This is a genomic window from Yoonia sp., assembly GCF_017854415.1.
Classification (GTDB): domain Bacteria; phylum Pseudomonadota; class Alphaproteobacteria; order Rhodobacterales; family Rhodobacteraceae; genus Yoonia.
In genome coordinates, this window is record NZ_JAFMHR010000186.1 from 1 (window position 1) to 4,266 (window position 4,266).

The following is a 4,266-nucleotide window of genomic DNA, read 5'->3' on the forward strand; positions in this document are numbered from 1 at the left end:
AAACGCGGCATTGATATGATGGATTGCGTGCTGCCCAGCAGGTCAGGACGCACAGGGCAGGTTTTCACCCGCACCGGTGTCGTGAATATCAAAAACGCACGTCACGCCGACGATCCGCGCCCTTTGGATGAACGCTGCACCTGTCCAACCTGTACCAACTATTCCCGCGCCTATCTGCACCACGTTTTCCGCGCGCAAGAAATGATCTCGGGGATGCTTTTGACATGGCACAACCTGCATTATTTCCAAGAAATCATGCAAGGCATGCGCGATGCGATCAGCGCAGGTGCTTTCGAGGCTTGGGAAGCAGATTTTCATGCAGGCCGTGCCAGAGGCGATATCGCGCCGCTTTAATCAAATTTGCATTTTGTTGCCCTTGGCCGCTTGCGGCTTAGCTATGACACAGGCAATCTGCGAAAAAGCAAATCAAGTGGTCGGTTGAAACCGCAACAACATCGCCCCACATATTGAGGCACAGGAGACGCTCTATGTTGCCGCAAAGCGGGACGGGGGCGTCTTGCCAAAAAAGGAAAAAAGCATGCAAGAACCGTTGAGTTCATCTTACCCCGTCCTGCCGCTGCGCGATATTGTGGTGTTTCCACATATGATCGTGCCGCTGTTTGTGGGTCGGGAAAAATCAGTCCGTGCACTTGAAGAAGTGATGCAGGACGACAAGCAGATTTTGCTGTCCAGTCAGGTTGATCCGGGCGAGGACGATCCAGATCAGAACGGTATTTACCGTACAGGTGTTCTGGCAAATGTACTGCAATTGCTAAAATTGCCCGATGGTACTGTTAAGGTGCTTGTCGAAGGACGCAGCCGTGTGAAGATCACCGAGTTTATCGAGAACGAGAACTATTTCGAAGCAAGCTGCGCATATTTAAACGAAACAGCGGGCGATCCAACCGAGGTCGAAGCACTGGTGCGCAATGTCGCAGCCGAGTTTGAACGTTACGCGAAGATCAAAAAGAACATCCCAGAAGAAGCGATGGCCGCCGTCGGTGACGCGTCCGAGCCTGAAAAGCTGGCTGACCTTGTGGCTGGTCATTTGGGCATTGAAGTTGACCAAAAGCAGGGTCTTTTGGAAACACTGTCGGTGTCAGAGCGTTTGGAAAAAGTCTTTGGCATGATGCAGGGCGAAATGTCCGTGCTGCAGGTCGAGAAAAAGATCAAAACCCGTGTCAAAACCCAGATGGAGCGGACCCAGCGCGAGTATTATTTGAATGAGCAGATGAAGGCCATTCAAAAGGAACTTGGCGATGGCGAAGAAGGCCAGAACGAAGTTGAAGAACTTGAAGGCCGCATCAGCGAGACCAAGCTGTCCAAAGAAGCCCGTGAAAAGGTCGACGCGGAGCTGAAAAAGCTCAAGAACATGTCGCCGATGTCCGCGGAAGCAACCGTTGTGCGCAATTACATGGACTGGATTTTGGGTCTGCCTTGGGGCGTAAAGTCGCGTACCAAGAAGGACTTGCACAAAGCCCAAGAGGTTCTGGACAACGATCACTTTGGTCTCGAAAAGGTCAAGGAACGCATCGTGGAATACCTTGCTGTTCAGCAGCGCTCGAAAAAACTCAAAGGCCCGATCATGTGTTTGGTTGGCCCTCCAGGTGTGGGTAAAACATCGCTCGGGAAATCTGTCGCGAAAGCAACAGGGCGCGAGTTTATCCGCATTTCATTGGGTGGCGTGCGTGACGAAAGCGAAATTCGCGGTCACCGCAGGACTTATATCGGTTCTATGCCCGGTAAGATCATTCAGGCGCTGAAAAAGGCGAAGACCACGAACCCTTTGATCATGCTAGATGAAATCGACAAAATGGGTCAAGATTTCCGTGGTGATCCGGCGTCTGCAATGCTCGAGGTACTTGATCCCGAACAGAACAGCACATTCGTCGATCACTATCTGGAGGTCGAATATGACCTGTCGGATGTGATGTTCCTGACGACTGCGAACTCTTACAACATGCCGGGGCCGCTGTTGGACCGGATGGAGATCATTTCGCTCGCAGGCTATACCGAAGATGAAAAGCGCGAGATTGCACGTCAACATTTGCTCCCCAAGGTGATGAAGAATCACGGTCTGAAAGAGAAGGAATTCTCGGTTTCTGATGACGCGCTGACTGCAATGGTGCAGGTTTATACCCGCGAAGCGGGTGTGCGAAACATGGAACGTGAACTGGCCAAGATTGCACGCAAGGCCGTCACCATGATCGTCAAGAAAGAGGCGACTGTGATTGATGTCACTGCCGCCAACCTGTCTGATTTTCTTGGGGTGGAAAAGTACCGCTTTGGCTTGGCAGAGGAAGAAGATCAGGTCGGTGTTGTCACCGGTCTGGCTTGGACGTCTGTAGGCGGCGAATTGCTGAACATCGAAGCGTTGCGCCTGCCGGGCAAGGGTCGGATGAAGACCACTGGCAAGCTGGGGGATGTCATGAAGGAATCGATTGATGCGGCGTCGTCTTACGTTCGTTCAATCGCGCCTGAAATCGGTGTAAAGCCGCCGAAGTTCGACGTGATCGATATCCACGTGCACGTGCCAGATGGGGCAACCCCAAAGGATGGTCCAAGTGCGGGTCTTGCAATGGTCACATCGATTGTGTCTGTGCTGACAGGCATTCCTGTGCGCAAAGATATCGCCATGACAGGCGAAGTGTCGTTGCGCGGAAACGCCATGTCAATCGGCGGCTTGAAGGAAAAGCTGCTAGCAGCATTGCGCGGCGGCATCACAACCGTGTTGATCCCGCAAGATAATGCCAAGGACCTGCCGGAAATTCCGGACAACGTGAAAGAGGGGCTGACGATTATCCCCGTAACCCACGTCTCAGAAGTGTTGAAACATGCGCTGGTACGCCAACCAGAGCCGATCGAGTGGGACGAGGCTGCAGAAGAAGCTGCCGCTGCCGCACTCAAGGCCCAAGGTGCGGGCGAAGGTGCGCGTCCGCACTAAGCAGGCCCATCTTGACGAATATCAAGGCGTCCCGAAAACCGGGGCGCCTTTTTTCGTCTCGTACTTATCGACTTGACCTTAGGGGGCATAGGCGCGGTAATGCAGCCTGACTTCTTAATGAAAGGCAGTCCAAAAGATGGCCCGTAAAGCAACAACAACTCAAGAACCTGCACCAGTATCCGACGCCGCCGAGGTGGAACCAAGCACCGTAGAATTGATCAAAAAACCACAATTGCTTGATCGCGTGGTTACGCGCACGAACCTGAAAAAACGCGACGTTAAACCTGCCGTCGAAGCGGCATTGGCCGTTATGCGCGAGGCCTTGCAAGACGGCGCGGAGTTGAACTTGCCACCTCTTGGCAAAGTGCGGCTGGTAAAAACAAAAGAGCTAGAGGGTGGCGCGTCCGTGATGACACTTAAGCTGCGCACGCCAAAACATGCGACTTTTGCAAATCAGCAGACTGACTTTGCAGACCAGGACACGTAACGCGCAGTGAAAACACAGAAAATGAACTACCCCGAAGTCTATATTCTGCGCCACGGCGAAACCTTCTGGAACGCCGAAAACCGGATGCAGGGGGGGCTAAATTCACCGTTGACGCAGATCGGTCATGCGCAGGCCACCCGACAAGCAGCACTTTTGGCAGATCGTGATCTGTCAGGGTTTGCCGCGATCAGCAGCCCACAGGGCCGCGCTTTTCAAACAGCGGGTATCGCGGTTGCTCCACATATTGCGATGATCAATACTGATGTGCGCTTGCGCGAAATCGGTGTTGGCACATGGCAAGGCCGTCTGCGCGCCGAACTAAAGGTCGAGGGCCCTGTACAAGACAGCCCCGATGGTCCCATCGCACTTTACGAACAAGCACCCGAGGGTGAAGGTTTTGATCGGCTCGAGGCGCGCTGTCTGGCGTTTTTGAACGATTTGTCAGGACCTTCGGTACTGGTCACCCACGGGATAACCTCGCGGATGCTGCGAACGATCTTGTTGGGGGCAGGTCGCAAGGCCTTGGGTCAACTGCCCGGTGGGCAAGGCAATGTCTTTCATGTCAAAGACGGCGTCCAGACGATGATCGAATAGGCGGCTGCCGCCAAAAGTACGCTCAAAATCAAAGAAATGCAGTTGCTGCAAATAACCTGAAAACAGGTGCTTGCATCGCTTGGGGAAGTATCCTAAACGATGCGGCAGCGGGTGATTAGCTCAGTTGGTAGAGCGCTTCCTTTACACGGAAGATGTCGGGAGTTCGAGCCTCTCATCACCCACCATGCGCGGTTGTAGCTCAGTTGGTTAGAGTACCGGCCTGTCACGCCGGGGGTCGCGG

4 protein-coding genes and 1 tRNA gene are annotated in these 4,266 nt (G+C 53.6%); all 5 read left to right on the forward strand.

What is annotated here, in order from left to right; all coding sequences use genetic code 11:
- Positions 1–354: tRNA-guanine transglycosylase (locus QZ197_RS14985; protein ID WP_296432957.1), on the forward strand; the 354-nt coding region annotated here is incomplete at its 5' end.
- 184 nt (positions 355–538) lie between these two features.
- Complete coding sequence (gene lon / locus QZ197_RS14990) at positions 539–2,944, forward strand: endopeptidase La (RefSeq protein ID WP_272145910.1); 2,406 nt, start codon at positions 539–541, stop codon at positions 2,942–2,944.
- A 136-nt stretch (positions 2,945–3,080) separates the two neighbouring features.
- A complete protein-coding gene (locus tag QZ197_RS14995; RefSeq protein WP_272145912.1) occupies positions 3,081–3,431 on the forward strand; it encodes an HU family DNA-binding protein in 351 nt (116 codons plus the stop codon).
- Positions 3,432–3,437: 6 nt separating this feature from the next.
- Entirely contained in the window at positions 3,438–4,025 is a 588-nt protein-coding gene (locus QZ197_RS15000; RefSeq protein ID WP_363157899.1) for a histidine phosphatase family protein, read from the forward strand.
- A 109-nt stretch (positions 4,026–4,134) separates the two neighbouring features.
- Positions 4,135–4,210: transfer RNA gene (locus tag QZ197_RS15005), tRNA-Val, on the forward strand.
- Positions 4,211–4,266: the final 56 nt, after the last annotated feature.